This window comes from Flexilinea flocculi, assembly GCF_001192795.1.
In the GTDB taxonomy this organism is placed as follows: Bacteria; Chloroflexota; Anaerolineae; order Anaerolineales; family Anaerolineaceae; genus Flexilinea; species Flexilinea flocculi.
In genome coordinates this window covers 337,732-364,214 of the sequence record NZ_DF968179.1, presented here as the reverse complement: position 1 = coordinate 364,214, position 26,483 = coordinate 337,732, and the positions used below count along the sequence as shown (strand labels likewise).

Genomic DNA, 26,483 nt, shown 5'->3' with positions numbered 1-26,483 from the left:
TTATTTCACGTGAATCATTTCGACATTACTTAGTGGTAAGACAACTTCTGTATTCTGATCGATGCAAACTTTTATTCGGTCAATATCAGAAAGAGCTTCAGAATCATTTTCCATACCTGGAAGCAATTCCACCACAATTCCAAGTTCACCGCCATGAAATCCTTCGATAATTCGAATCTGGTCGCCTTTTTTTAATTTTTTCAGCAGACTTTCACCTTCCGGTACATATTCTTCCTGCGGGATAATGATTTCCGGTTTTTGCTTGTTTTGAATCCCACAAGAATACGAATACAGATAAGCAAAACGAATGATATTTTCCCCCAGCACCATGTGAACCGGATCACTTAACCGTCCAACTCCAATTAGATCGGTTACAATGATCGGGAAAGGCATTTTCATTGCAACAGATAGCATAGATGAGGGGAGCGAGCCGAAAATCAATCCTCCCGGAGACATTTTTACAGAGGATCTCAACGCGTCAGGATCCAGGCAGGTGTTTGCAAAAACGATTGCGCCTGCAATATCGACCGTAATATTATCCTGGCCAAAGATTCCGCCTTTTTCCATATCCATCGATAATAAGATGCCCTGTCCTTTTTTCCCATTTCCCCATTTTCCCTGTAAGTAACTGCCTATCGTTTCCAGAAAAGCGCCTCTGGATGGAACTACATCCGTTACAACTCCTGGAAATCCTGCAATAACATTTTCAATATCATCCGGATCTGTCTCGAAAATGAGATTGCCGGAAGAAAGTCCAAGGAATCTGGAGGAAACCTGTGCGGTGATAACCTGATTTTTTTTACCGCCGCGTTTGGCAATTACTTCTCCTGCAGAAACAAACTCGCCTTCTTTTATGGTTAAAAAGTCCCGAATGTTCTCATCACTTGCTATTCCAAGCGACTCCGTAACATTCATGAGAAAATGCTTTCGCCAAATTTTCCTGTAGGCGATCTGTGTCGACGGATCTACAGCCTGACCGGGGAATACTGTCACCGAGCCATCTTCAGATAGGAGGCGTGAACAGCGGATATTTCCGGAAGTGATGATATTCGTTGATGAGTTTTTCATTTTTTAGTTCAGTTTTTTTCCAAATTACTGCTTTATTTAAGAATCCATTTCAAGATAAGCAATAAAACAGATATGCTATTTAAAAATTCTACATGAAATTTTCATCCTGATCTGAAATTCAACGAGCGATTCGAAAAAACGGAAAGGCTTATGGGTTGATGTTTCTTTTTAAAAGGTTTTCCAAATTTCGAATCACTGTATCAAGATGGTTGAATTGTCCATGGGCCTAATTCGTCTTTCCAAAACTTCAGTTTGCTAATTTGGGAAGTGCGGTCTTTGGGCAATTCAAGAGCATCACCGCGCGTATCAAACACAATCCCAAAACATCCACTTTTAAATCCAAGCGGTGTCCATGTCCTAACACCCGGGATTGAAACTTCCTTGGGAATCTTGAGAAAATCCAGCTCATAGTTTTTCCCAAAATCAAGCGGGATTCGATAGATTCTTCCTCTCGGTACATCAAATTTTCGGACATTTCCTGCGTCGTCCCGTACAGCTACACTCATAAATTTCTTCCCATCCTGAATCTTGCTGTTTTTTTGGTTGAAGTAAGGTGTTATGACCTTTCCCAAATTCAGGAAAGTTGACGCATTCATGATGTGTGAAATAAGAATTGGATTCAGTTGGGCTAACGCTCCGACAGCCGATGTTAATCCATTCATATCAAGAAAATAATCCACAGCTCCAAACGGATGAAGTCCATCCATGCCAATCAAGAGGGAGTCTCCGGGATCTTCGACATTTCTGACTACTGATCCGCATAATAACACCATTCCAAGGCTGCCATCTCTTAATATGGAATTCATGCCGGCTTCTTTCGCGCACTTTTTTAATACAAATCGCGTGAGCGCTTGCTCAATCTGCGCTGAATATTGGTTTCCAGGAACCAGATCCGGATAGACGCTCTTATTACAGATATAATCTTGCACTTCGGATTCTTTTATTTGGAAACCTATCCATGACTGCAGTTCTGATAATTCGAAGTTATTCAGAAGTTCAGTAATCCGTTTCCCCATTCCAAGCGGAAGTACCTCTAAAGACAGGTCTAAGTTTTTTGCTTTTGCCACCACCGTATGATCTGAACCGATATCAATTCCAAGAACATGTTGATTCTCTTTAATAAGACGACTCATCAGGCGGACACTTCGGCCAAAAGCGAATTCACCAGGAACACCTGTTGTTTTTGACCTTTCGACCAAATCTTTTAGACCTAAGACTTGCTTCTCAGCATTCCTGTTCATCACGGATAACAATGAATCCAACGAAGAATGACCAATGGATCCGATTTCCAGAACATTCGGAGCATAAGAAAAATCGGAAATTTTTGAAAAAACGCGTTCCATTTGCTGTCCTGCAAGTGCAGAGCCCATAAAAAGAATTTCCGGCCTCTGTTCGCGCGTAAGGCTCTTGCACGCTAACATCAAAATTTCTCCCAGTCTGTAGACTGCTTTTTCCGCTCCGATCTCAGTTCCACCGGCAAGTATAACAATTCGTGGATCGGCATTCAGTAAACGGTCAATATTTTCAGAAATATCCAGTCCATCTGCTGCGCAAATTTCCACAACCGGTCTGATCCCTGTATTTGCGAGTAAATTGCGCAGATTCTGTAAAGATCCTGTCCGCGTCAAACCCATCAGTGCAATCCGCGGATCTGATGTACAAGTATATGAAAATCCGATTTGATCCACACCGGTGATACCCAATTTCATGGGTATCACGAAATTGGAATTCTGATCTAAAAATCGCCTTTTCGTGGCTCGTTCAAGTTTTCGAACCGCATCAACAACACCGGAATATATGGAGTAATTCGAATCGCCTCCGGAAGTAGCAGCAGAAGCAGCACCAATGAAGAGATAGGATTGATCGCGATAATCAAACAAACTGACTCGGGTATTAACCGTCCCAATATCAAGATAGAGTACTGTCCTGGCAAGATCCTGCGGTTGATTCATATTATTTTATCCATTGCAGTAAGAATTGACTTGTACTAATCATTCTTGACAAATACTGAACTAAAATCATCGCAGAGGCGACAAAACATCCGGCAAAAATTGACCCTAATGCAATTCCAATAAAAATTTCGCCAATTGAGGAAAATACATGCAGACTGGTTTTTTGATCAGTCATAGTCTGATCCTTCCTATCAAACCAATAATGCTGCGTATACAATAAAGAGGTAATTGTGCCGATGAGTATAATCCCTGTTTCCACCCAGTAGCGAACTCCAGTATGATTTTCCGCCAATTGAAACCGTGAAATTATCCCCTGAAACAAGCCAAAAATTGTTCCACTGGCAATACCGGAAATCGTTAATGCCGTTGCAATACAAAGCAATATGGCTAAAATGAGATTTCCACCTGTATTTTTTCGGAAATAGAATTTCAGAAACAAAAACACTCCCGAAAGGATGACAAGGATAATCACAATTTTTTCAGTCCAATTACTGGAAAAATCGGTAAACGGCTCAATCATTTTTGTAATGAATATCTTGTCGATCAATAATATACAGACATAGCCGGATAATAATCCCGATAAAACCGACGCACCAAATCGGAACAGCCAGTTGTCTCCCAGAATCAGACTGAAAGTAAAAAGGGAGAGCAGTAATCCAGCCAGGAGAATCAAGAATTCATTCGATACAATCATTTTTTCTCCTCATTCCGATTTGTGTTCTTATCGATTACGGTATCGGCAGAATTGCCCGAATGCTTTTTGGCATCCGATTGAATCGTATGATTTTTTTCAGGATGTTTTCCATCTTTATCTGTGGCTTGTGCCATCGAAAAATCAATACAACCTGTCAAATAGATGATTATCGCTGCCAAAATAATGAACCATACACTAAAAATCTCTCGATTTGTTTTCTTATCAGAGAAATTATCCGCATAAAAATAACGCTTTTCAATCATTCCGGAAAGAGAACTCTCGATAAGACCTGAATCGTAATAAGGGGTTAACAATGAATTCATCTGCGCTGAAGCAAGAATATTTAAAGAGAATTTTACTGGTTCCACATGAATCTGTTCGATCCAGGTTTTTAAGGTCTGAAAGTTTGAAGAAATAATGAAAACTGCTTTGATTTCATCAGCATTCAAAGCAATCAGGGATTGGATAGCTGCAACCTGTCCAGGGAAGAATCCCTGGTTCTCTACAGAGATTTGCGGATTTTCCATGATAATTTTCTGAGAAATCATCTCCGAAGATGGCGAGATAGTAGCAAGTCGTACCTTCACATTTCTTTCAGTCATATTTTGAATCAGTTTTAATGTTGGAGCATATAATTCATCGATATATCCTGGAGTGAAATCAATGACGAATAATGCTTGTTCCCCTTCCTGTAGGGATGAGATCTGATAGTTAAACGTAGACAAGGACAATACTTGTTTATCGTCGACCGGTCTTAAATCGATGAAATCAGTAACTCCGGAAATTAATATCGTTATCACACCAAAGAAGACCAAAAGAGCAAAAATTGTCTGAATAATCTTATTTGTTTTCCTTGTGTCAGCTTTTTTTAACGGCTGATTATGATTTTCAGTCTGAAACAATTTGACGAGTACAGCTGTAATCATGCGATGTTGATAATTTCGATCCTGGTAATCAGCAGGAATTTTTTCCTTTGAAAATGACGAATATATAGGCTCTTTTCGATTTTCGGGGAAAAATATATCAGCACTCTCAAATAAATTCCAAGGAATCGCATCGGAATCTTCTGCCTTATCGAACTGATCTCTCGTCTCAGCAATCGAATTGTCTCCCGCAACGGTAACTGCAGTCGTATCTGATCCCACAGTTTCACTCGTTGATTGCATACCGGAGTCTATCTCAGTCAGATCGGAATCTGTTGGTAAGCTGTCTGGGGATTCCTGCGTTCCGGAAAGAATTGAATGGAGCTCTGCAATATCGTTTTCGCTTTCTTCAGGCAAGCTTCCATCGGAAGAATCATGCGGTTCTTGAATGGCTGCAGAATCTGAAGAAGGAACATCGGAATTGATTTGGGATAAGAATTCACTCACAAGATTCTGTTCATCCCTCTCATCCGATTCTGTATTTTCAGGTACCTCAATCGGATCATTTTCCAAGGGATGATCAGCAGATTCAACAGCCGGTGCAGTTTCCTCTGTCTTCTCATCAGATTTTTCGGGGGCAAAATCAGTGGTTATCGAAGTTTTGGCAGAATCCTCGGATATGCTTGAAGGTTCTTCCTGCATTACTTCAATTTGATTTGAAGAAAGATCAGAATTCATCCGTGCAGCTTCATCAGAAGGTTGATCCATCGTGATCTTTTCTTCTGTCAAACTGAGGTCATCTTCAAAAGGCAGATTGAAAAGTCGTTCCTCATCGGATATTACCGGCTCTTCGATATCGGGAGCTATAACAAGCGGCGCTTTTTCACCAGATGATAATGCTGTCGAGTTGTCCTCATTTTTTTCTGCGGGATTGAGGTCAGATTCAACATTTTGAATCGCTTCGATGTAAGTATCATCTGCTTGTACATCGGGAACGAATTCTCCCGGCTGATTTCCATTTTCTGCAGAATCTGTCTGATCATAAGATTCGGACATTGCCAATGGCTGCAAATCCCATTTTTGAGCGGGTCTTTCTACAGAAAAATCGCGATAAAGTTCTTCATCCTCGGAAATTTCATCCTGAGAATTAATGACTTCCGGGATTTCCAACTGCTGTTCTTCATTTTTTCTTTGTTCCGATACAGAAGGAGAGACAATTGAATCCGACTTGTGGTTCGGAATACTTTTCCGACTTGTATGAGAAATTGAAAAAAGGGAACCGCGATTTTGATCAGAAGAGTCTTCTGTCAGATTTTTCTCTTCGTTCAGGAATTCTTCAATTTTTTCTGAACCGGAAAAATCCTTTTTCATAGAATCGGAAAAATCATCAACGGATTTTATTCCCATCAGAGCATCAGCAAAGCTGTCAAAAGGCATTTTCCCTTGCGGTTTTCGATTTCGTCTGATAATGTCAGCAAGCCAATCCGGTACCTCTTTCGAACTGTTGTCAGCATCCGATTGTTCTTTTGGCTTTGGGGTTTCGGATGACATGATTTCTTCCGGAAGCTGGCGAAAATCTACTTTACAGACGCTGCAAGATTCCGCATCTTCACTATTTGAACTTCCACAAAAAGGGCACTTAAATTCCTTCATCGTTTCCTTTCATTATATGGATGTTCAGCTAAAAACAGCACGCGAATACCTGTAACCAATCCGCCAATTCCAATACCAAGCAGCAGTCCATAAATTCCACCCATTGGCAATGTTTGAATAAAACCAAGTATGGATAATAAAACTTGATTTTCAGGGAAAAAATAAAAAATGCCGCTATAAATGATAAGAAATATGATTGCACTCAATACAAAGAAAGTCTTAAGCCTTCCTTTGCGAAACTTTGATAACCTGTATAAGCCGCCAATCATGACAATACAAATCAAACCAGCCAATCCGGATTCAACAGAACGCTGCATATCAAGGATCGTCTTTTGAAAACCTTGATTTTCAAATGAGTTAGACAATCCATAAATCAGAACTGCAAAAAAAACGGCAATCGTGATGAAATTATTGATGAAGCTGCTGTTCTTATCCCCTAAATTGCGGATTCGTCCAAGAATAAAATCAACAATAGCAAAGAAAAGAATCAATCCTAAAAGGTATCCTGCATATTGCAAAACAGCCTGTCTGATTTGAATAATTACATCCAAATCAGAATATCCTGATACAAGTATCAAAATACCGATCACTGCTGCAGGTAAAAGAATCCATTTCGTTGCTTTTTTATTCGTCATATTGATTTCTCAGAATAGAAACGTTAATACTGCTCCAGAGATCAAAGCGATAATGATCCCAAAACGGATGATATCCATCGCAATCAAACCGCTGTCCATTTCCGGTTTTTCCTGAATGACTTGAGGCAGCTCAAATATTTCCTCACCAATAAACACGTCATCCGCAGTCACGTAACTGACCGCTTGAGCTGCAAGATTGTCTCCGGCAGCGATTATGCCTTCAGAAGAATCAAATGCGGAATCCTGCAGCGCAATCTCAGGACCAAATGCGCCGATATTCAGATGAAAGGCTGAAGCTTCACCATCCAATATGCCGATGATGCCCGCTTGATGGGACAAAGGAGAATATCCGGCAAATATTGATTGATTCGGATCAAATTCATTCTCTAATCCGCTTTTCTTCAGACCTTGATTGATGGCTTCTTTACCAAAGAAAGTAAGTACACTGTCATTACTGGTTAATAATAACGGTTCATCGGCAGAAGATAATTGATTGGAAAGTTTTTGCGTAGTATGAAGTGCTGTAAGCGTACCTTCTGAAAAGAAACCTGCTCCCTCCAAATTACAGATATCACAATGAACCATCGCTCCTTCTTCAATACTGTTTGCTATTTGGTATCGCAGGTTTTTAGCTGACTTTTTTTCATAAAAGAGATCAGTATATTTTTTTCTTTTTTGACAAACAAGAGATATCGAATAAATGACCAGCACACCCAAAATGATGAATAATCCTGTCAGTGATGAACTCATCAATATGTCCTTTTTATAATGAATTAATACGTAAAATTGTTATATTAATAATTATAGTATAGCATATAGAAAATTAAAGTGATACGAAAATGGCTTGACAAGAATAAATCTGTCAAAAAAAATAACTCTCCATAAAATCATATCATTTTTTGTTCAACGGGAATTCGTCAATCAGATCATTTTCAATAAAGGAAAGAAAGTTTATACAATAAGCCGGACAAAAAAATTTGAAGTACTGGAAGAAATCAGTCAACAACCTTGATGATTACCAAATAATGAGTATCTGAAATCCAGCCAGATAGTTATTCATTCCTTTTTCTACTCAAGACAATAAACATCGATGTAAAGTAATTCTAAGTAGAAAAAGAATTCATTGCTGTCCGATGTGTCTGATGAGTGCCAAAAAAAAACCTCCTGATCGGAGGATTGAAGAGTGATTATGATATAATCTTTGTGCCGAAGGTGGGAATTGAACCCACATACCAATGGTACACGATTTTGAGTCGTGCGCGTCTGCCAGTTCCGCCACTTCGGCTTTAAGCTCTATTATTCTAATCATAAAACCCAAAAGGGTCAAGGAGTATTTCATGCGATTAGGTATTTTTGGACTTCCTCAAAGTGGTAAAACAACCCTTTTCAATGCACTTACGCGTGGAACACAGCCAACCGGAACAGTTACAGGAAAAATTGAAATTCATGATGCAGTGGTGGATGTTCCGGATGCCCGTGTGGATGTGCTTTCTTCCATGTTTAATCCAAAGAAAACGATTTATGCAAAAGTAAATTACGCGGATATCGCCGGTTTAGACGGCAGCGCCGGAAAATCAGGAATCTCAGGGGAACTGTTGAACAAACTTGCTCAAATGGACGGTTTCATTCATGTGGTGCGCTGTTTTCAAAATGATCAGGTCATCCATCCAAATGGCAGTATCAACCCTGAACGAGATATCGAAACGATGGACAGTGAATTTATTATCAATGATCTGATCGCGGTAGAAAAAAGGTTGGAACGACTGACGGAGGAGAAAAAGAAAGGCGGTGGGCGAGACAAAGCGCTCATCGACCGTGATATCGACCTTTTTAATCGGATGCATGAATGCCTCGTTGAAGAAAAACCACTGCGGGACATTGAATTAAATCCGGAAGAAGAAAAAACAATCTCGGGTTTTGGATTATTATCCAGAAAACCAATATTAATTCTCTTAAACCTGGATGAAACACAAAATCCACCATCGATTGCATATTCGCATCAACGTAGTAAAATCGATTCCATTCGCGGAAAAATCGAGATGGAACTGGCGCAGCTCCCTGCTGAAGACGTTTCCATGTTTATGGAGGAATACAACATCACAGAATTAGGACTGAATCGGGTAATCCGGCTCTCCTATGATTTACTTGGACTGGAATCCTTTTTTACCGCCGGGGCTGATGAATGCCGAGCTTGGACGCTTCAAAAAAATTCCACCGCACCAGAAGCAGCCGGTGTGATTCATACGGATCTTCAAAAAGGATTTATTCGCGCAGAAGTCATTGCCTATCAGGATCTGATTGAATTAGGTGGAATGGTTGAGGCAAAAGCAAAAGGGAAATTACGACTGGAAGGCAAAGAATACATCGTCAAGGACGGTGATATTCTCAACATTCGATTCAATGTGTCCAAATAAAAAAAAGAGTCTCGTTCAAAATGAACGAGACTCTTTTTATGAATTTGGTTTGTACTCTCATCCTTCCGACATTAAATTACAGCGGTCAGATCTGGGATTCAAAATTAAGAAAAGCCTCTTGAGGAAAGCGTGAAAATTTAATGTTGTGATATTTATGCGCTGTGCGCATAAATATCACAACATCAATTAATCTTAACGATATTTCGTATCACTGCAGTCAGATTGATTCTGAAAATTCGTTGATTTCTGAATTTTTTTCCAAAAAGCCACCACGATAAGGAGGATTAGACTCAGGATGGATAGGAGAATACCTGTATGAAATCCTTTCGGAATATACTGGAGATCAATCGTATGATTCCCGGAATCGATTTTAACTGCCATTAATGCATCAAATATTCGGATTGGTTCTGCAACTTCCGCATCAATGCTGACAGACCAGTCATCATCATACGGGATAGAAAAAAACAAATATTGGTCATCAGAATTCACGACTGCATTTCCTGAAAGATGAGAACCGCTGACCGCGGAAAGAGTCACCGCATTTTCCTGTATTTTTTTTGAGAAATTCTGAAGCAGATCCCAATCTTCATAATAAAAATATGCCTGATTCAATTTCAAATTTGGCTTAAGCATTTTTAATTTAACGATGACGGTCGTGCCAGTTTGAAATTTTCCCAAAGGGAGAATCCCATATCGATCCACACTCAGATATTTTCCGATGAAAACATTATCGACATAAATTTCAGCCGTATCGTCATTCGTCCGATCTGGAGTCTCCAGATAAAGATACAGCGGATTGGGATTATCGATCTCAATCGTCCAGGAAATCTCACTTTCGTTGTTTCCGTCAATCTTTGCATAAAGGACTCCTTTTTCGTCCTTTACGGTATTGATATTTAGCAAGGAAGTTTTGGGATTTTTTGCAGGGATCAGAAGTTGTTTGTCAGCTTCTCCGCCAAGACTGTAATATAGCTGATTTTGGATGTCAAACAGGTTTTTTGTATAAACATCTGTTCCTAGGACTGCTGATTTCCCGACGAGAAAACTGATCGGAAAGGCTACCGGATTTTCATATACATGGATTCCGTCTTGAGAGAATCGTTCTGGATACGCTTTTGCCGGGACTTCGTCTCTGGAAAGAAAGTAACGGATACCCAGCAAAGAATCTACAAAAGCGGTTGATCCGCTGCCATATCGCGTCCAGTAATAGGTCTGGTTAATTCCCAGCCTTAATAGAAAATCCAATGTATTCGTTTTTGTCGTTGATGAATAATGCGATAAACCATGATATCGAAACTGCATCGCATCATTCAAATCACGTTGAAAATCTTTCTCGATGCGATAAAAGCCGCCATCCATAAGATGGATTCGGTTCAAAACCGAGTCAACTTTGGCGATAAATTCAGAATAAGAGTCGATGTTCGATATTTGAGAATCATCCGCTTGACCGTCTGCAGCGTGAGCTGTCTGCAAATTGATCCCCAAAAGGAAAAAAATCATGAAAAATGGAAAAATGATGTTCAGCAATTTTTTCATAGAATCAATTCGCAGCAATACCGGTATTTAAAACGAGGATTCTTCATTAGATCGCGGTTGGATCCCCGTCCAATGCCACGCTCTTACGAAAAAGCGAACGTACAACAAGAAGTACAACAGAAGCAGCGGATATACAGCTGCCGGATATAAAGCCTGCCGGAATATAATACATCTCAATCTGATGCTCTCCAAAAGGAACTTTAAAACCCGTCAGATCATAGACCATGCGAATTGCCTGAACGGGTTTTCCATCGATAGATATTTTCCAGCCCGGATCATATGGGATGGAAAAAAAGGCATACTGATTTTCAGATTCGGCAATAAATGATCCTGTGAGATGAGAACTGGTTTTTTTCTGCAAATTTACCGGATTTCTACCCAGGAAATCAGAATATTGTTTGAGTAAATCGATATCCTCGTAATAAAAATATGGAGGAATTGCATAATTTTCAGAAATTGAATTATCAAATTCCATGACGATGACATCACCGGATTCAAACTTCCCCAGGGGGACAATTCCATACCGGTTCGCAGCAAATCGATCCATCAGCGAAATCTGATTCACAGTTGCCGAAACAGGCCTCTCTTTGGGAGAAAAAAAATTGGTATACAAGGCATCCGATCGATCGATATAAATTTTCCAGGTTTCGTTGCGGGTTTCCGCATCAACCAATCGATCAACTTTGGCAGGGGTATAGATGTCTCCCAGAGAATTTCCTGTCAGGCTTGAAAAAATCTGATTCTGGAGCACGAAAAGATCATCCGTATAACCAGCCAGAGAAAATACCTCTTTGGAAACGATGAAACCAAGCGGTAAGGCGAAAGGATTCTGGAAAAAATAAATCCCATTTTCAGATTTAATTTCCGGATAAGGTTTCAAAAAATCATCGTTTTTTGAAATTATATATTTAATTCCGAGCAGACTATCCACAGCCGTTGTTGATCCTTCACCGTATTCTGTGTAATAGTAGATTTGATTAACTCCCATCTTAGCCAGAAAACTTAATTCAGATTGTCTTGTTGATGATGAAAAGTGAGATATACCAGCGTAATTCATCCGCATAGCATCGTTTACCGTTCGATAGAACAACTTTTCCATTCGAAAAAAACCGCTATCGTTATCCTGAATGCTTTGTGTAGTTTCATCCGATGGATATGTTGACTCGAAATATTGATCCAATGTGATTGCTTCTCCGATATTCAGCTTTAAAATTGAATAAGCGTTCATGATCAGATTAGCACACACCAGGAATAAAAGCAGCACCGGGAAGATAACGTTCGAGGATTTAACTTGGTTTATCTTTTCATTTTGGTGCCAATAATAAAAAATCAACAAACACAAACCGGAGATGAGAATTTCAAAATAGATTTTTGCAGATGACAAATAGGAATAACCACTTTTCGCCAGGAAAATCGATATACAAAGAATGATCAGCATGCAAATTTGCAGCATACGCGGTGTCAGTCCATCTCTCTTCAGGAAACTTTGCCAGGATATACTGATCAGCAGGAAGCTGAAGATAAAGGCATTACGGAACGGCCACCAATTTGGTTCGCTGAATCCATGCCAGATCATATTCAAAGATTGATTCTGGAAACTGATGAAAAACACGGCAAGTAATCCAAAAGTCAGCCATTTCTCCTTGCTTTGGATTTTCCCATTTAAAAAATATAAAATCAACAACACCGTAACCAGCGCGCCGGCATAAATGCCCGGCAATCCAAATTTATATTCGTTGAGATTGTAAGCGCCGCTGAAATTTTTGGAAATCAGGTCTATCAAATGGAAACTTTCCGATGAATTCAAACGTGACGGATCGATATACTTGGGGCTGTCCGAAAGCTGCAAAAAGACGGGAATCAGAACAACTGCGGCCAATCCGGCTGATAATAACGATCCAAAAAAGAATGAAATCCATTGCTTTTTTGTGTTCACGAGGGAATGAAAACCATTCTGGATCAGAACGCTGTACAGGAAATACAATACGCTGAAGATGCAAATCATGAATCCCATATAGAAATTGATCATTAGTATCGCACCCAATGACAAGACATAGCCGAAAATCGATTTTCCTCTAACGATCTTTTCAATGCCCAAAGCCACCAGTGGAAGGAAAATGACGCCATCGATAAAAAAGTAATTTTCAGCATTGACCATGCAATAGGTCATCATGGCATATGCAGTTGAAAAAATCACTGACGAAAAACCTGCTTTCCCAACATATCGTAAGAAAAGGTTCGAAGTCAGCCCGCAAAAGGCGATCCGAAGAATTATCAGAAATGAGACCGCTTTGGGTAAATCCTGCAGTGGAAACAGACAGACAAGATAGTTTATCGGATTATTCAGATAATATGCAGCCAGGCTATACATCTCACCGCCCAGATTCTTGCTGAACGAGTAAAAAAGATTATTCCCTGATGTAAGTACAGATCGTAAATATGCCAAAAAATCCACATATTGTCCGTTCATATCCACTCGCAGAAACGTTTTATTTCCAAGCGGGTAGATCCGGAGCATTGCGCACATGATCAACATCAGCAACAACGGTAATAAGAATGACATTACCGCAATGAACCAGCTTTGTTGATACCATTTTTTCCGTTCTGAGATTTCTGTATAATAGGGAAGAATTTTTTCAATTGGTCTTTTCAACAGTCTGACCAGCGAATTCAGGACCAAAGCGATGATTCCACCATAGGACAGGCCAAACAATACTTTTCCGATTGCTTTTCCTATCAATGAGTTTCTGAAACCGGTCGTCGGCAGCGGATCGACATCCACTCCATTCAGTGTATAGAATTGAACCTTGCCATTATAGGACTCTGAGACCAACGCCCGGCCGTTTTTTGATCGGATACATAGAACCGGCGAATGAAAATGCAGTCCGCGGTTCTTGAATTGAAGAAACGCTCCTTTTTCTGTTGTGGCCAAATAGCCTTCTTCAGTAACTTGCCAGGTACCGATCTGATTAAATTGACTGAAACTGATATCCTGATAGTGCTTATAATCCATGATTTCAGCATCACTTCTATCCGGAAAATCTGCCCAATATGCCCAGCCCAATCCCACTTCAGCTCCGTCATCCATTTCGATGACCGTGAGCTGATAATCCGTGATCAATTCCACAGTCATGCTCTTGCTGTTGGGTAGTATGAAAACGAATACCATCCCGAAAAGCATGGATACAAATAAAAGGATTCCCTTGCGTTTGTTTTTTCTAAATAAAAAGACTGATAGTACGATGCTGATGAAGAATGTCAGGAAAAACAGAATTGCGAGTCGAATCACTTCGGATCGCCCCAGTATTTCATCAAGGGATAGATAACGATAACCAATTAAAAAGCATACTGATACAGCAAACCAGAAACTCAAGATCCATTCCGCTGCCTGTATTTGTTTCATTTTCAGTAATATTTCGTTTTTCTGTTTTATCCCGAGACTCATGCTTTTTCTCCCGAACCTGGAAAAGAGGTTTTCGACTATTTTCTATGATTCAAAATTTTATGGTTTCAAAAATATTTGATTATCCATCCCAATTTTAACGTTTTTCAATTTCAAATATAAGAATTCGGGTATTCGAAATTTGGCGTGATGCAATTTTTACGCTTCGTGCAAAACCGATACAATCGCAAATAATTCCTTCCATAAATTGAATCACGATCGGTATTTTTTCTCCTGGTTTTTCGTTCATTCCTCAGAGTAGAATTAAAGCAAATTGCAGTTTTCAGAAAGGATCCACTATGTTAATCATCAAAGAAAATGAAATGGAATATCGCTTTGGAGACAGCGGTCCCAAATACCTGCTGCGCGGCCCACGAGCAAATTTCGGGATCATTTTATTAAAACCAGGACAAGAACTACCCGGACACTACCATAAAATTATGGAAGAGAATTTTTATGTCATCGAAGGGAAAATAGAATTCTCGATCAGCGGAGAAAAACACATTCTTAAAGCGGGAGAATTGTTGCATGCTGAACCGGGTGAAACGCATGCGATGAAAAATGTCGGCGACACAAATGCCAAAACAGCATTTATCCTCGCTCCTTATACTGAAAATGATCGCTTTGACGCTTAGCGCTTATTACCAAGAATATATTTTAAAAATGATCGTTATATAAGACCGGATCTTTCCATTTTTTTTATGATACAGACAGAAAGATCCGGACTTGATCTACTTCGATTCACCTGCGTCAATTCTTTTCGCTGCATCAATATCAACATAATATAGCGTAATGAAAGGATTGTTGTTATCTGTCTTTTCAGTAGCAGAAACACAAGCCACCATGTTTTGATCAACGATATCCCCGCAGGCAGCAACTTCCGTTCCTTGCCGGATTCGCTCATAAAGTTTCCCCTGATTATGAGCCAACATCTCTACTTCACTGAAATGATCGGCAACCTGATCAAACAGTTCGATGATTGTGTATTCATTGCCTTTATAGAACATATCAACGCCGACCATATAGAGAAGTTCTTCATCAGAAAAATAAAAGGTATATTGATCGCTTTCATAATCAGATACATCCACATTGCAGAGAATGACCTTTCCGAATTCCGGATCATTTTTTGGTTCGCAGTGTAGTCCTTCCCGGGAGGACATATCTTCCATGACAAAATTTCCATCATCGCCAAAATGGAACACTTCCCCGATGACATTATAAGGATCAACCATTGCTACTTGTTCTCGCTGATGAAAGGGTACGGACAAACCTTTATCATAAGCTTCCACAAAAGCAGGAAGGACATAATGAACTGAGACAAACGGGTAATTCTCATCGGTTTCTGCCACACTATTCATACAGATGTAAAGGTTCTGATTGACAATTCCGCATTCTGCTGAAACAGATCCTTTGGACATATAATCATAAAACGCGCCTTCGACATAAGGATCCATTTTAATCGCATCGAAATTGGATGCGACAGAACGATAAATCTCATCAATTGGCAGATCTCCCCCGGTGTAGACCAGGTCTATTCTTGCCATATAGAATCGTTGATCACCATCCAAATAAAACGTATAAAAATCCTTCTCACTATCATATTCATTCGTACAAAAGATCGTTTTACCGAATGTATCATCTGTTTGACTTTTACAATCAAAGCCTTCCTGATCAGCAAGCTTCTCATTCATCTTGTTCTCTGAATCACCAAAATTGAAAATCCCCATAACGGTATAAGCACTTAATTGCTTGTCTGAATTTTGAGCAAAGACATAGTTGAAATGGCAGAAGAGAAGAATACTCATCAGAATACTTACAAGTATCATAGAAGAAGATGATTTTATATTAAAGGTATCCATTTTACCCATTTCCTAAGGTCAGAAATTAAGCAGTAATTCGAAATATTGGAAGAATTATTTGTTGCTATGGTATTTTTGTATAAAAGGTAAAAAAACAACACAGCAACAAATATTTTCTTGTATTTCAAGAGGTTTTTCCAAATTTCGAATTACTGAACCATTAAGATTTCTTAGTATGTGCTGCAAAAGAGATTAATCCTCAGAATCAAATCCTTTTACGAAATCAGATCCTGCATAGTGAATGGTTATTATCGGATAATTATCTTCAGTTTCCTCAATGGCGTTCATACAGATATACAAGGTTTCGTCTACTATTCCGCATCTGGCTGCAACGGATCCTGATTGAATATATTCAAAGAAAGCTCCTTCGGAATAATCAGCCATCTCAATACCTTCGAAATTGCTGCCGACATCATTATACAAATCCTCAAGTGATAAATCTCCGCCTGTGTAAACAATATCCACTTTCATCATGTAGAGGGTTTCATCATCAGCGAAATAAAACGTGTAATAATCACGTTCATTATGAAGATCTTCTGCGGAACAGGAAATTGTTTTTCCCCAGATTTCATCTGTCACGGCTTCGCATTCTAAGCCTTCGACTGCCGTGACATAATCCATCACTTCCTGTCCGGAGTCGCCATAATCAAAAATCGAGACGATGGAGTATGGAGTGAATTGTTCCTTGTCATCCGCAGCATATACAGTCGTCCACATACAGGACAACAATAAAATAAAACAGATACATCGTGAAATTCTTCTTATCATTTGAAAAATTCTCCTTCTCATAATAGATTTCAGCATTATTAAAATAATATGACCGACTTTTCAACTAAAGAGAGTAATTTTATAAGTATTCTTTCATCGCTGCGCGCGAATAAATAATAACAATCAGCAATTCGAAATATGAGAGGAATTAATTGTTATAACATTGTTTTTGCGCGAAGCACAAAACAAATTTTCTCTCTTATCTCAAAAGGCTTCCCGAAATTTCAAAATACTGAATACGAATAAATGAGCATTCCCAAATTTCAAAACAGAATAGATTCTTATTGAGGCTGCATATTATAAAACCATTATAGTGTATGGGAACTTTTTATTCAATTAAGTATCAGCAATTTAACAGCAATTCGAAATTTGAATTTACTTTTTGAATAAAGAAAGAAAATATGTTGTTCTTATGGTTTTGCGCGAAGTCCAAAACCATAAGAACAACAAAGAATTCTTTTCTTGTTTCGATTTACTGATCAGTAAAAAATACTGTCATTGTAAAACTTTTCATTGCAGTCTAAATTGAGATTCATAAAAAATTTTTCAATCTGTAGAATCAACAATATACTTAGAGAAATATCAAGAAGGAGGCATAAAATGCTTCTCGCTCCAAAACTTAAAACAGGAGATACAATTGCCGTTTTTTCGCCATCTTCTCCAGTCACATGCACAGCGGTACGACGATATCAACGCGGAAAGTCCTTCCTTGAATCAAAAGGATTTCGAGTAAAAGAAGGAGCGCTAACCGGTAAAAGAGATTATTATCGTTCGGGTTCGATACAGGAACGCGTTGATGAATTAAATCAACTCATCCAGGATCCGGAAGTCCAATGTATTATGTCATCGATTGGTGGTTGGAACTCCAATTCATTGCTTCCGTACATTGACTATAAAAGCCTGCAAGACAACCCGAAAATCATCGTCGGATATTCCGATGTAACCGCCCTTTTATTGGGCATTTATGCCCAAACCGGGCTCATTTGCTTTTATGGTCCTGCCATGGCAGCCTCATTGGGTGAGCTGCCGCCATTAGTGGATGATACTTGGACCTATTTTAAAAATATTGTGGCTGGAAATATGCCGATTCCGTACATCTTACCTACACCAGATGATTGGACTGATGAGTTCATCGACTGGGAAACGCAAAATCGAAAGAAAAACGTTTTATCCAACCAATTGATCACGATCCATCCCGGAATTGCAGAAGGTCGAATCATCGGAGGAAATTTAAACACGATGCAAGGAATCTGGGGCAGTCCGTTCATGCCAAAAATTCAAACAGGGGACATTTTATTTCTGGAAGACTCCCTGTTAGATGCCGCCATCGTTGAAAGAAGTTTCTCGCTTTTGAAAATCAATGGGATTTTTGACCGGATTGGTGGACTGATTCTTGGAAAACATGAATTATTCAAAGACTGCGGATCCGGGAGAAAACCGTATGACATTCTTTTGGAAATAATGGGTCAAACTTCCTTTCCTGTTCTTGCACAATTCGATTGCTGCCATACACACCCGATGCTGACACTTCCGATCGGATGTAAAGTCAGACTTGACGCTTACAAACAGACCGTTACTCTTCTGGAGTCACCGGTTTTTTCGTATCAATCATAAAAAATGGAATCGATTTCATCATAGTAGAAACAGCAAAAAACATTTTAATAAATACTTTGAATCAATTGGTCAGGTAATTCTAAAATGAAAAAATATGAATTAAAAAATCCAAATTTTTTGACAATCACCGACAAAACGAAAAATGAAGTATATTATGGTCCTGATCAAGCATGGTTTACAGATCAATGGAGAACAAAAGCAGGATGCGGTCCGACTTCAGCTGCTTTCGTTACAGCCTATCTTGCCTTCACACGCCCGTATTTAAGACCTCTGTATGCTCCTTCCAAAATGGTTTTGGAAGAATTTATAACTCACATGAATGATTTGTATCAATTTGTCACGCCTGGACTCATGGGCGTGAATAAGATTTCACTTTTTATAAAAGGTGTCATTGCTTTTGCATCCTCCAGAAATATTCAATTAAGCTCCCATAAATTGGATGTCGAAAGGGCTCCTTTTGGTCAACGAGAAGCCTCTCCAATGATCGCAGACTTTGTCGCAGACGGATTGTCTTCAGACTGTCCGATCAGTTTTCTGGCGCTTTCCAACGGAAAAGAGAAGAAACTTCAGAATTGGCATTGGATCACAATCACCTCCGCGGAAATTGACAATACAGAGGTTATTGTTCATGCATCAGACGAAGGACATGAAATTGTCTTTGATCTTCAACTTTGGTATAAGACTACAAACCTTTCAGGCGGGCTCGTCTATTTCACAGCGTAGCGGTATGAAAAACCTACCGTAAACTTGTATCCAGTAAATTCATTTAATAAAGAAATAGATATCTTTGATAACAGCTGATTCTCTTCAGAGAATGGTGATCGGAAAGAAATCTTTTTTCAGATTTATAGATCAACAGTTGAATCACTGCTGAATTTCCGCCAAAATGATTTGGAGGATTCTTCCTAATTTCGAATTGTTGAAGAAATGCCGGCAATTCGAGATAAAACTAACTTCTCCAATCAATCAAGAAAAATTGTTGTTTTTATGGTTTTGCGCAGAGCGTAAAACCATAAAAACAACAAAGATCCTCCTTCTTTTCGAAAGGTTATTCCGTAATTTGAATTACTAAGAAATGCTTGAAACATCATAAAAAAAAATACTATACTGGATTTATCAGAGAAATATTGATAAATCATTCATTCGAAACCTGGAAAAGCCTGTTGAAAAAAGAGAAATTTTATTATTGTATCTTTTTTATGAAGAAAAAAGACATAACAATAAACAATACTTCTTACGTTACAAAAGACTGTTGATAATTTATCGAAACTTTTATCAAAATGCCTTATTTATCAGAATGATTTTTTGAAAGGCAGCTATGAACAACAAGCTTCAAATGGGTCAGGTTTTCCAAACCACCCTATGTGCCATCATTATACTGATCTTACAATTATGCGTTCCTGTTTCTGCAGTTTCATCTCCCGCCGAGATTATGACTTCTCAAATTCCTGCCGGTTATGGAATTACGCGCAATACAGATGGAATGGTCGAAATATTTATTCCGGCTGGTACATTTTGGATGGGAAATGACACAGGAAAATCCAATGAAAATCCGGCGCACGAAGTATACCTCGATGCTTACTGGATTGATCAAACAGAAGTTACCAATGCGATGTACAGTCGTTGCGTCAGCGCAGGCGGCTGTGAATTATTAGCCAGTCAGGAATCCTACACTGAGGCAAAATATTATGGTAATCCCGTTTATGATCAATTTCCGGTTGTGTTCGCCAATTACTACCGTGCTGAAGAATATTGCCGATGGGCAGGCAGCAGTCTCCCTACTGAAGCCCAATGGGAAAAAGCAGCCAGAGGTCCTGAAGGATATCTGTGGCCATGGGGCAATGAATTTAATGCCAGTTATCTCAATGCAAATTATGTGGTGGGTGATACAACTCCTGTTGGAAGTTATCCAGAAGGAATCAGTCCGTATGGTATCTATGATATGGCAGGAAATGTCTTTGAATGGGTCCGAGATTGGTACAGCGCAGATTTTTATCGGTCGCAAGCTGCATCGATAGAAAATCCAGCGGGTCCTTCCTCCGGTCAGGATAAGATCTTGCGCGGAGGTTCGTGGCTCAGCAACATGGATGCAGTTCGAACAACAACCCGAAAAGAATTTGCACCGGGTGCAGCAAATTATGATTGGGGTTTCCGTTGTGCAAGACCTTTTACACAACAGGACAATCAAATCATTCAAGCACAACAAATACAGCAAAGTACACAGCCGACCCAAATGGTCCAAAACATTCAAATTGAACAGAATAACCAGTCAGTCCAAACAAGTTGGCAAATTCAAATTGAAAACGGGCCGGGGGTTTTACCTCCCTATCAAGGAATGAATCAATTTAATTTGCAGCCATCCATATCCAATCCTACATTTTCATCAGCCAATCAACAACAAAATATATCGATTGAACAAACCTGGCCGACTGTAACGCCAACTCCATCTTCTCGAATTCGAAATCAGGATGGGATGACAGAAATCTACATTCCTGCGGGGACTTTCACTATGGGTACCGGATCAGGGAATGCCGGTGAAGGGCCAGCGCACGAAGTCTATTTAGATGCGTATTGGATTGATCAGACAGAGGTTACGAATGCCATGTACAGCCGCTGCGTCAGCGCAGGTGCCTGTCAACTGCTCGGGAGCCAGCAATCCTATACAAGGCAAAAATATTATGGGCAGCCAGAATATGCAAATTACCCTGCCATCTATGCCAACGCATATCGGGCAGACGAATATTGTGCGTGGATCGGAGGCAGTTTGCCGACAGAAGCTCAATGGGAAAAAGCAGCCAGAGGAACGGAGGGTTTTCTATGGCCATGGGGAAATACATTTGATGGAAGAAATCTGAATTATTATTATTCAATCGGAGATACGACACCGGTTGGAAACTATCCCTCCGGAGCAAGCCCATATGGCGTTCTGGATATGGCAGGGAATGTATATGAATGGGTCAAAGATTGGTACAGTGAAACCTTTTACAGCACACCCAATGCCTCGACACAAAATCCGACCGGTCCGGTTTCAGGGAACAATCGAATTTTGCGCGGAGGATCCTGGCTGACTGGTTTTAATGCAACACGTACAACCGCAAGAAAAAGCTTTGATCCGGGGGCTTCCAATTATGACTGGGGATTTCGCTGCGCGCGTCCGGCACAATAGAATAATAAAAACGAAGAAAGGGATCTATTTGGTTTCAAATGAAAACTGTAATAGATCCCTTTCTATTTTTAACGAATAATGTGATCTTTAATGTTTCGTTTCCTCAGCGACATGTTTCGATAACGCCGTTCTGAAGAAATCTCGCACACAATTAATCAATTGCAGCGAGTCGAAATTATGATTGACTTTTCTATTCAACGAACCTGATCTTACTTTTCAGATTATTTCCAGTTCCCGTGCAGCTTCGGACAATGCATTGACAAAATCCGTAATATCCTCAAGCGTATGAGCAGCGCTTAACTGAACGCGGATTTCATCTCTGCCCTTGGGTACCACCGGGTAATTAATACTTGAAATTAAGAAACCACGCTCAAACATCTTCTTGACAAGCGCTTTTGTTTGCAAGGAGTCACCAATTAAAACCGGCTGGATTGGATGAGAAGATTCAGCAGCAAGCTGAAATCCTTTTTCTTTCAACTGGTTTTTCAATGCTTCAATATTCATTTTCAGCTTTTGGAGCAATGCCGCTCCTTCTGAAGAATCCAGCAAATCAATTGCCGCCTGTGCCGCGGCTGCACAACCCGGAGCAATTGAATTGGAATAGATATAGGTCGCAGAGGATTCACGTAAATAATCAATAACGGTCTGATCCCCGACAGCATATCCGCCATCTGCTCCAAAACCTTTTCCTAAGGTACCAACCAGAACATCTGCTCTCGCACCGGAAACCTCCTCACACCCTCTTCCAGTCGATCCGAATGCTCCCACTCCATGGCAATCATCCACAATCAGGAGGATTCCCTCTGGATATTGTTGATCATATTGGTCAATGACAGAACGGATTTTCCGAAGATCCTGGTACTCACCCAGCATGCTGAAAACACCGTCCGTAATCACAACCACTCGTAAAAATTTTCCGATTTGACTCTTGAGAATTTGCTCCAAAGAATCTGCATCGAGATGCTTAAAAATTGCTTTTTCTTCTTTGCCTAAATTAGGCAGACGCACACCATCAATAATACTGCGATGATTTAGTTCGTCTGAAATCACAAGTACACTATTACTGATGACAGAGTCTTTGCTCTGACCACGTACAAGGCTGAAAATCACTGCCAGGTTGGCTGCAAATGCTGAAGAATAAATAATTGCATCTTCCCTGCCATGAAATCTTGCCAGTCGTTTTTCAAGCTGACGATGCACAGCAAAAGAACCGGAAATAAATCGAACAGCGCCAGGACCGGTTCCCAGTTTTTGGGATGCCGCATGTTCCGCGCTTTTTAGATTCGGATGGTGTCTTAATCCCAAATAATCATTCGAATTGAAAATCGAATATGCTTTACCGCCTATCATCGCTTTCGGTGAAGGGTCGTTATTGAAATCCTCAATGAAATGCTCATTCCGTTTCGAAGTGCCCGATTCATCCAGTCGGGATAATTCTTTTTGCAGTGAATGATAAAAATTTGCTTTAGACATTTTCCAACCTTTCTTTGACTCCTTTATATAACGCCATGGTCATCTTTGGCAGATCATATTCTTCTTGCCAGCCCCAATCTTCTCTCGCTTTCGAATCATCGATCGTTTGTGCCCAGCTTTCAGCAATTTTCTGTCGATCGTCAGGATTGTAAATGATTTCAAAATCAGGAGAGATTTTTCGGATTTCAGCCACCAGCTCGGCCGGTGTGAAACTGATTGCCGTAAAGTTGTAACTGGTGCGAATCGTGATATTTTCTGCCGGCGCTTCCATTAACTGAATTGTCCCCCGGATTGCATCATCCATATACATCATCGGAAGTCTTGTATCCGGTTTCAAGAAACATTCATAACGATTCTCTTTGATTAATCCATAAAATATATGGATCGCATATTCGGTCGTTCCATCACCGGGAGCTGCTTTATATCCATTCAATCCCGGGTATCGGATACTGCGGACATCAACACCATATTTGTGAAAATAATATTGGCATAATAATTCACCAGCCACTTTTGTTACACCGTACATTGTGGTTGGTTCAAAACTGGCGTGCTGCGGGACCAATGCTTTCGGCGTTGTCTCCCCATACACTGCAATAGAACTTGGCCAAAAAACTCTGCATTGGTAATCCCGAGCAATATCTAAGATATTTTTCAAGCCGAGCAGATTCACTCTCCAGGCACGATCCGGATTTTTCTCCCCTCCGACAGAAAGCAATCCAGCAAGATGATAGATCTGACCAAAATCATATTTTTTTTGAAGCGTTCGCAAATAGGCGACATCGCACACATCCCCTACTTCCATGACCCCTTCAAAATGTTGATCCGCGGGATGGCAATCCATACAGACTATGGTATTCTCACCATACTTCGCCTTTAATGCTAAAACCAGATCGCTTCCGACTAAACCGCAAGCACCCGTGACAAGAATTTTCTTCATTTTTCCCTTTCATCCCATTTTGCTACTGGCGGAGCAAAATGCCATTCTTAGAAGATGCGTTAATCGAACATTTCCTTAATAAATTCGGGATAAAAAACTTGTCCGACATTTTCTCAAACCAATTTTAACGCAAATATTCAATGCTAAGCAGAGTATGAATTTTGATTTTCCGATACTTCTCCATAAACCAGATTATCTCCCATCTCCCTCCCTCTCCCATAAGAGGAGAGGGACGTATATACAGGGAAAATAAAAAATCCTATGAAAATTCATAGGATTGGACGATTCAGATATTTGTGGGCCCAGTAGGATTCGAACCTACAACCAAGAGGTTATGAGCCCCCTGCTCTGCCACTGAGCTATAGGCCCGCAGTTCCCCTATTATAATTGAATATTTTCAAATCATGTAATTTTTCTTATAAATTTGCTTCAAAGTTTTTGACTGACTTTTTGAATAAAGAAAGAAAACTTGTTGTTGTTATGGTTTTACGCTTCACGTAAAACCATAACAACAACAAGGAATTCTTTTCAGATCTCAAAGTATTGCATATAAACCCATCAATTCGAAATACGTGGAAAATATATAGCATACAGAATAAAAAAAAAACCGCTCAAAAATGAGCGGTTCTTCATCGTAAGTTTCTTTAGAATTCTTTTTTAGGCTTTCGAATCGTCAAACCAGTAATCAGTATGAAGCAGTTGATGAGCCTTCTCACTGCCAGGTTCGCCAAAGAATTCGTCATATAGTTTTTGAACCGATGCGTTCTCATGCGATTTGCGGACTTTAGTGGTATGGTCGATTTCGTAAATCGCTCTCATACGGGCTTCAATCTTCTCCTGTCGGTCATGGCAGAACGGCTGACCGCCGCCATTGACGCAGCCACCCGGGCAAGCCATAATCTCGATCACATCATACTTGATTGATCCATCTTCAACTTTCTCGAGGATTTTTCTGGCATTTCCCAGTCCAGAAGTTGCAGCAACGCGAATAATTCTGCCATTCAAGTCAATGAAAGCTTCTTTGACTCCGGCTAAACCACGGACTGCTGCAAAATCGATATTCTCCAGTTTATTGCCGGTTACAACTTCGTAAACAGTTCTCAAAGCTGCTTCCAAAACACCGCCAGATGATCCAAAAATAACACCTGCACCAGTTGATTCACCCAGAGGATTATCAAATTCTTCATCCGGCATATCTTTCAAATCGATACCAGCTTCTTTGAACATCTTGGCAAGTTCGCGTGTTGTAATCACATAATCCACATCCCGAATGCCATTGGTCTCAAGATTAGGTTGTGCTGCTTCGTATTTCTTTGCAATACAAGGCATGACAGAAATGACCACCATATCCTCAGGTTTGACACCGATTTTTTCCGCATAATAGGTCTTTACCACTGTTCCCATCATTTGGTGCGGAGATTTGCTGGTCGAAGGCATATATTTCAATTGCGGGAAATGGAATTCCAGGAAATTGATCCAGCCCGGACAACAAGAAGTGAGGATCGGAAGATTTTCATTCTTTTGAATCCGTTCGATAATTTCTTTTCCCTCTTCCATAATAGTCAGATCTGCGGCAAAGGTAGTATCAAAAACCGCATCAAAACCAAGCTGGTGTAAAGCCGCGACAAGTTTTCCGGTTACGGCTGTACCATCCGGCATGCCGAATTCTTCACCGATTGCTGCACGAATTGCCGGAGCAACCTGAACCACAACTTTCTTGGAAGGATCAAATAGTGCATCCCAGGTTTCCTTCATATACCCGACTGCTGTTAAAGCACCGGTAGGGCAGACCGTGACACATTGACCGCAATACACACAATTGGAGTTGACCAGCGGCTGCATTTCGGCTGGTGCAACGACCGTATTGAAACCTCTGCCAAATGCCGTGATGGCGCCGACAGTTTGAACTTCATTACACATCGTTTCACAGCGACGGCACATGATACACTTCTCAGGATCACGTCTTAAAGCCTGGCTCGAAGTGTCAACCGGGAAAGAAGATCGGACACCTTTGAAATGTTTGGCATTGACACCAAATTGCACAGCCAATGTCTGTAAATCACAATCTGTTGATTTATTACAAGTCAAACAATCAAACGGATGGTTTGAAAGCATAAGCTCCAATAATTTCCGTCGAGCAAATAAAACCCGTTTCGAATTGGTGTGAATTTTCATTCCTTCTGCTACAGGAGTAGAACAGGATGGGGCAAGATTTCTGCGTCCCTCTACTTCAACGGAACAAATCCGGCAGGAAGAGACTTTATTTACCATCTTTAATTCGCCCAGATCCATATAGCAAAGGGCAGGAATCTTAATATTAATCTGCTTCGCAGCCTCTAAAATTGTCGTTCCCTCTTCAACGGTTACAGGTTTGTTATCAATGATTAAATTAATCATGGTCATACTCCT

At 40.1% G+C, this 26,483-nt stretch carries 19 protein-coding genes and 2 tRNA genes; 5 read left to right on the top strand and 16 right to left on the bottom strand.

The annotated features are described in order from the left end of the window. The 7 genes from ATC1_RS01535 to ATC1_RS01505 all read right to left on the bottom strand — a co-directional run bounded on the left by ATC1_RS01535 (window position 1) and on the right by ATC1_RS01505 (window position 8,150). Window positions 1–1,068: a hypothetical protein gene (locus ATC1_RS01535; RefSeq protein ID WP_062277544.1), complete on the bottom strand. Its 1,068-nt coding sequence runs from the start codon at window positions 1,066–1,068 to the stop codon at window positions 1–3. 200 nt (window positions 1,069–1,268) lie between these two features. Then, window positions 1,269–3,020 (bottom strand): glutamate mutase L, encoded by a 1,752-nt coding sequence (locus ATC1_RS01530; protein ID WP_062277542.1) that lies wholly within the window; start codon window positions 3,018–3,020, stop codon window positions 1,269–1,271. Between the two features lies 1 nt (window position 3,021). After that, window positions 3,022–3,714 carry a hypothetical protein gene (locus ATC1_RS01525; protein ID WP_062277540.1) on the bottom strand — a complete coding sequence of 231 codons (693 nt, stop codon included), beginning with the start codon at window positions 3,712–3,714 and terminating at the stop codon, window positions 3,022–3,024. Continuing rightward, window positions 3,711–6,230: a hypothetical protein gene (locus ATC1_RS01520; RefSeq protein WP_062277537.1), complete on the bottom strand. Its 2,520-nt coding sequence runs from the start codon at window positions 6,228–6,230 to the stop codon at window positions 3,711–3,713. The genes ATC1_RS01525 and ATC1_RS01520 overlap by 4 nt, the downstream gene beginning before the upstream one ends. After that, window positions 6,227–6,865, bottom strand: a complete 639-nt coding sequence (locus ATC1_RS01515; protein WP_062277535.1) for a hypothetical protein — start codon at window positions 6,863–6,865, stop codon at window positions 6,227–6,229. Before ATC1_RS01515 ends, ATC1_RS01520 begins: the two co-directional genes overlap by 4 nt. Before the next feature lie 9 nt (window positions 6,866–6,874). After that, window positions 6,875–7,615, bottom strand: coding sequence for a DUF6754 domain-containing protein (locus tag ATC1_RS01510; protein ID WP_062277531.1), 741 nt, complete (start codon window positions 7,613–7,615; stop codon window positions 6,875–6,877). A 454-nt stretch (window positions 7,616–8,069) separates the two neighbouring features. After that, window positions 8,070–8,150: transfer RNA gene (locus ATC1_RS01505), tRNA-Leu, on the bottom strand. Between the two features lie 52 nt (window positions 8,151–8,202). Between ATC1_RS01505 and ychF the strand changes: the two genes are divergently transcribed. Beyond that, window positions 8,203–9,279 (top strand): redox-regulated ATPase YchF, encoded by a 1,077-nt coding sequence (ychF, locus tag ATC1_RS01500; protein WP_062277529.1) that lies wholly within the window; start codon window positions 8,203–8,205, stop codon window positions 9,277–9,279. A 192-nt stretch (window positions 9,280–9,471) separates the two neighbouring features. On the opposite strand, the gene ATC1_RS01495 is transcribed toward ychF, so the two are convergent. From ATC1_RS01495 to ATC1_RS14870, 3 genes are all read right to left on the bottom strand, one after another. After that, window positions 9,472–10,815, bottom strand: coding sequence for a YfhO family protein (locus ATC1_RS01495; RefSeq protein ID WP_062277525.1), 1,344 nt, complete (start codon window positions 10,813–10,815; stop codon window positions 9,472–9,474). 46 nt (window positions 10,816–10,861) lie between these two features. Beyond that, window positions 10,862–14,260 carry a YfhO family protein gene (locus ATC1_RS01490; protein ID WP_062277523.1) on the bottom strand — a complete coding sequence of 1,133 codons (3,399 nt, stop codon included), beginning with the start codon at window positions 14,258–14,260 and terminating at the stop codon, window positions 10,862–10,864. Window positions 14,261–14,354: 94 nt separating this feature from the next. Then, window positions 14,355–14,507, bottom strand: a complete 153-nt coding sequence (locus ATC1_RS14870) for a hypothetical protein (RefSeq protein WP_172667688.1) — start codon at window positions 14,505–14,507, stop codon at window positions 14,355–14,357. A 49-nt stretch (window positions 14,508–14,556) separates the two neighbouring features. On the opposite strand from ATC1_RS14870, the gene ATC1_RS01485 reads away from it, so the two are divergent. Beyond that, the gene (locus tag ATC1_RS01485) at window positions 14,557–14,892 is read left to right on the top strand and encodes a cupin domain-containing protein (RefSeq protein ID WP_062277520.1); all 336 of its coding nucleotides are present in this window, start codon (window positions 14,557–14,559) and stop codon (window positions 14,890–14,892) included. A gap of 96 nt (window positions 14,893–14,988) precedes the next feature. Here ATC1_RS01485 and ATC1_RS01480 read toward each other — a convergent pair whose 3' ends face one another. Then, the gene (locus ATC1_RS01480; RefSeq protein ID WP_062277517.1) at window positions 14,989–16,116 is read right to left on the bottom strand and encodes a hypothetical protein; all 1,128 of its coding nucleotides are present in this window, start codon (window positions 16,114–16,116) and stop codon (window positions 14,989–14,991) included. A 192-nt stretch (window positions 16,117–16,308) separates the two neighbouring features. Continuing rightward, window positions 16,309–16,884, bottom strand: a complete 576-nt coding sequence (locus tag ATC1_RS01475; protein WP_062277514.1) for a hypothetical protein — start codon at window positions 16,882–16,884, stop codon at window positions 16,309–16,311. A gap of 600 nt (window positions 16,885–17,484) precedes the next feature. Between ATC1_RS01475 and ATC1_RS01470 the strand changes: the two genes are divergently transcribed. The 3 genes from ATC1_RS01470 to ATC1_RS01460 all read left to right on the top strand — a co-directional run bounded on the left by ATC1_RS01470 (window position 17,485) and on the right by ATC1_RS01460 (window position 21,664). Further along, window positions 17,485–18,498 carry a S66 family peptidase gene (locus ATC1_RS01470; RefSeq protein WP_062277511.1) on the top strand — a complete coding sequence of 338 codons (1,014 nt, stop codon included), beginning with the start codon at window positions 17,485–17,487 and terminating at the stop codon, window positions 18,496–18,498. An 84-nt stretch (window positions 18,499–18,582) separates the two neighbouring features. Beyond that, window positions 18,583–19,221 carry a hypothetical protein gene (locus tag ATC1_RS01465; protein ID WP_062277508.1) on the top strand — a complete coding sequence of 213 codons (639 nt, stop codon included), beginning with the start codon at window positions 18,583–18,585 and terminating at the stop codon, window positions 19,219–19,221. A gap of 595 nt (window positions 19,222–19,816) precedes the next feature. After that, entirely contained in the window at window positions 19,817–21,664 is a 1,848-nt protein-coding gene (locus tag ATC1_RS01460; RefSeq protein WP_062277505.1) for a formylglycine-generating enzyme family protein, read from the top strand. A gap of 216 nt (window positions 21,665–21,880) precedes the next feature. Here the strand turns inward: ATC1_RS01460 and ATC1_RS01455 are convergent, their stop codons facing one another. From ATC1_RS01455 to ATC1_RS01440, 4 genes are all read right to left on the bottom strand, one after another. After that, window positions 21,881–23,137 carry an aminotransferase class I/II-fold pyridoxal phosphate-dependent enzyme gene (locus tag ATC1_RS01455; protein ID WP_062277502.1) on the bottom strand — a complete coding sequence of 419 codons (1,257 nt, stop codon included), beginning with the start codon at window positions 23,135–23,137 and terminating at the stop codon, window positions 21,881–21,883. Next, complete coding sequence (locus tag ATC1_RS01450; RefSeq protein ID WP_062277499.1) at window positions 23,130–24,074, bottom strand: NAD-dependent epimerase/dehydratase family protein; 945 nt, start codon at window positions 24,072–24,074, stop codon at window positions 23,130–23,132. Before ATC1_RS01450 ends, ATC1_RS01455 begins: the two co-directional genes overlap by 8 nt. A 297-nt stretch (window positions 24,075–24,371) precedes the next feature. Then, a tRNA-Ile gene (locus ATC1_RS01445) sits at window positions 24,372–24,443 on the bottom strand. A 288-nt stretch (window positions 24,444–24,731) separates the two neighbouring features. After that, window positions 24,732–26,477: an NADH-dependent [FeFe] hydrogenase, group A6 gene (locus ATC1_RS01440; protein WP_062277495.1), complete on the bottom strand. Its 1,746-nt coding sequence runs from the start codon at window positions 26,475–26,477 to the stop codon at window positions 24,732–24,734. Between the last annotated feature and the right edge of the window lie 6 nt (window positions 26,478–26,483).

Excerpts from the sequence above, each read along its gene's own strand:
- ATC1_RS01535 (WP_062277544.1), bottom strand. The coding sequence starts at position 1,068 with ATGAAAAACTCATCAACGAATATCATCACTTCCGGAAATATCCGCTGT.
- ATC1_RS01530 (WP_062277542.1), bottom strand. The coding sequence starts at position 3,020 with ATGAATCAACCGCAGGATCTTGCCAGGACAGTACTCTATCTTGATATT.
- ATC1_RS01525 (WP_062277540.1), bottom strand. The coding sequence starts at position 3,714 with ATGATTGTATCGAATGAATTCTTGATTCTCCTGGCTGGATTACTGCTC.
- ATC1_RS01520 (WP_062277537.1), bottom strand. The coding sequence starts at position 6,230 with ATGAAGGAATTTAAGTGCCCTTTTTGTGGAAGTTCAAATAGTGAAGAT.
- ATC1_RS01515 (WP_062277535.1), bottom strand. The coding sequence starts at position 6,865 with ATGACGAATAAAAAAGCAACGAAATGGATTCTTTTACCTGCAGCAGTG.
- ATC1_RS01510 (WP_062277531.1), bottom strand. The coding sequence starts at position 7,615 with ATGAGTTCATCACTGACAGGATTATTCATCATTTTGGGTGTGCTGGTC.
- ychF (WP_062277529.1), top strand. The coding sequence starts at position 8,203 with ATGCGATTAGGTATTTTTGGACTTCCTCAAAGTGGTAAAACAACCCTT.
- ATC1_RS01495 (WP_062277525.1), bottom strand. The coding sequence starts at position 10,815 with ATGAAAAAATTGCTGAACATCATTTTTCCATTTTTCATGATTTTTTTC.
- ATC1_RS01490 (WP_062277523.1), bottom strand. The coding sequence starts at position 14,260 with ATGAGTCTCGGGATAAAACAGAAAAACGAAATATTACTGAAAATGAAA.
- ATC1_RS14870 (WP_172667688.1), bottom strand. The coding sequence starts at position 14,507 with ATGAACGAAAAACCAGGAGAAAAAATACCGATCGTGATTCAATTTATG.
- ATC1_RS01485 (WP_062277520.1), top strand. The coding sequence starts at position 14,557 with ATGTTAATCATCAAAGAAAATGAAATGGAATATCGCTTTGGAGACAGC.
- ATC1_RS01480 (WP_062277517.1), bottom strand. The coding sequence starts at position 16,116 with ATGGATACCTTTAATATAAAATCATCTTCTTCTATGATACTTGTAAGT.
- ATC1_RS01475 (WP_062277514.1), bottom strand. The coding sequence starts at position 16,884 with ATGATAAGAAGAATTTCACGATGTATCTGTTTTATTTTATTGTTGTCC.
- ATC1_RS01470 (WP_062277511.1), top strand. The coding sequence starts at position 17,485 with ATGCTTCTCGCTCCAAAACTTAAAACAGGAGATACAATTGCCGTTTTT.
- ATC1_RS01465 (WP_062277508.1), top strand. The coding sequence starts at position 18,583 with ATGAAAAAATATGAATTAAAAAATCCAAATTTTTTGACAATCACCGAC.
- ATC1_RS01460 (WP_062277505.1), top strand. The coding sequence starts at position 19,817 with ATGAACAACAAGCTTCAAATGGGTCAGGTTTTCCAAACCACCCTATGT.
- ATC1_RS01455 (WP_062277502.1), bottom strand. The coding sequence starts at position 23,137 with ATGTCTAAAGCAAATTTTTATCATTCACTGCAAAAAGAATTATCCCGA.
- ATC1_RS01450 (WP_062277499.1), bottom strand. The coding sequence starts at position 24,074 with ATGAAGAAAATTCTTGTCACGGGTGCTTGCGGTTTAGTCGGAAGCGAT.
- ATC1_RS01440 (WP_062277495.1), bottom strand. The coding sequence starts at position 26,477 with ATGACCATGATTAATTTAATCATTGATAACAAACCTGTAACCGTTGAA.